Origin of the sequence: Micromonospora sp. NPDC049497 (genome assembly GCF_044465805.1) — a bacterium.
Lineage (GTDB): Bacteria > Actinomycetota > Actinomycetes > Mycobacteriales > Micromonosporaceae > Micromonospora.
In genome coordinates, this window is sequence record NZ_JBITMC010000049.1 from 1 (window position 1) to 1,045 (window position 1,045).

The 1,045-nt window shown below is 68.3% G+C and carries 1 protein-coding gene and 1 pseudogene; both read left to right on the forward strand.

Annotated elements, in window-relative coordinates; all coding sequences use genetic code 11:
* Positions 1–187 (forward strand): annotated as a pseudogene (locus ACIBR0_RS28720) (IS21 family transposase); the annotation flags it as partial.
* Entirely contained in the window at positions 187–975 is a 789-nt protein-coding gene (gene istB / locus ACIBR0_RS28725; RefSeq protein WP_396720872.1) for an IS21-like element helper ATPase IstB, read from the forward strand. The pseudogene ACIBR0_RS28720 and the gene istB, both read left to right, overlap by 1 nt.
* The last annotated feature ends 70 nt before the right edge of the window (positions 976–1,045 follow it).

Sequence of the window (1,045 nt, forward strand, 5' to 3'; positions counted from 1 at the left end):
GGCCCGGCATGACCGCTGCTGGGCGAGCCATCAGAGCATCACCGACCCCGCCCACCGGCAAGCCGCCGCGGACCTGCGCATCGCCGCCCAACGCACCCCGGCGACTGCCGTCGACGCCCAGGTCGAACGCCGGCCGTTGAGCGACTACGACCGCCTGTTCGGCCTGGACGTTGAGGTGGCTGCGTGATGGCCGCCAAGACCAACCGCAACGTCGCCTCGGAGATCGCGTTCCTCACCCGCGCGCTGAAGGCGCCGTCCCTGGCCGCGTCCGTCGAGAGGCTGGCGGAGCGGGCTCGGGCGGAGTCCTGGACGCATGAGGAGTTCCTCGCCGCCTGCCTGCAACGCGAAGTCGCCGCCCGTGAGGCCCATGGCGGTGAGGGACGCATTCGGGCAGCAAGGTTCCCGGCTCGCAAGAGCCTGGAGGAGTTCGACTTCGAGCACCAGCGGTCGTTGAAGCGGGAGACCATCGCCCACCTGGGCACCCTCGACTTCATCACCGGCCGGGAGAACGTGGTGTTCCTCGGCCCGCCCGGCACCGGGAAAACCCACCTGTCCATCGGCCTCGGGATCCGGGCCTGTCAGGCCGGACACCGGGTCGCGTTCGCCACCGCAGCCCAGTGGGTGTCCCGCCTCGCCGAGGCCCACCACGCCGGGCGCCTGCAAGACGAACTGGTCAAGCTCGGCCGGATCCCGCTGCTGATCGTCGACGAGGTCGGCTACATCCCCTTCGAAGCCGAAGCCGCGAACCTGTTCTTCCAGCTCGTCTCCAACCGCTACGAACGAGCCAGCCTGATCGTCACCAGCAACAAACCCTTCGGCAGGTGGGGCGAAGTGTTCGGCGACGACGTCGTCGCCGCAGCCATGATCGACCGCCTCGTCCACCACGCCGAGGTCATCTCCATGAAGGGCGACAGCTACCGACTCAAAGACCGCGACCTCGGCCGCGTCCCCGCAGCCACCAAGACCAACGACTGAACATCAACAACCAGCGAGGGGGTCAACATTCGGCCGGAACAGAGGGGTCAAGGTTGAGCCGGCGTTGACA

What these genes read in the sequence shown, in the direction of transcription:
- istB (WP_396720872.1), top strand. Translation starts at nt 187, where the DNA reads ATGGCCGCCAAGACCAACCGCAACGTCGCCTCGGAGATCGCGTTCCTC.